The 464-nt window shown below is 32.8% G+C and carries 1 protein-coding gene; it reads right to left on the minus strand.

Going from position 1 to position 464, the window contains the following annotated elements:
• Positions 1–141: 141 nt before the first annotated feature.
• A partial coding sequence (locus tag C1I99_RS33060; protein WP_199562477.1) for a hypothetical protein occupies positions 142–464 on the minus strand: 323 nt, incomplete at its 5' end.

Raw genomic sequence — 464 nt, forward strand, 5'->3', positions numbered from 1 at the left:
GCTTTACCTCGTTCTAAGAATTTAACTGGGAACGGAACTTGTTCATCACCAACACGGGCATTGAAAAGTTCTTGAATATTGAACGCTTCACTAACACCATTTTGTTGTTTTTGTGTATCTAACGTAATTAATGCTGCCATCTCATACCACTCTTTCTAAAACTATATTGTCGCCATCCCAACCAATCGAAACTTCGAAATTATCATGTAAAATCGTAACTAATTGTTCCATGTTCAAATGTTGCTGGTCTAACCTATCAGCATTAGCTTTCTCAAGCTTTTTAACATCTTCTAATTTCTCTAAGATAGTTTTGTGGTCTTTTTTTAAGGTATCAATATCATTTTTTAATGTAGTAACATCCTTTTTTAAACCACCTTCATTAGCTTTAATTATTATGAAATTACCATTTAAATCTTTGCGGTAATCACCATCTAATCCACTACCAATATTGGTCTTAATCTCAC

This window comes from Micromonospora deserti (assembly GCF_003236335.1).
Classification (GTDB): Bacteria; Actinomycetota; Actinomycetes; order Mycobacteriales; family Micromonosporaceae; genus Micromonospora; species Micromonospora deserti.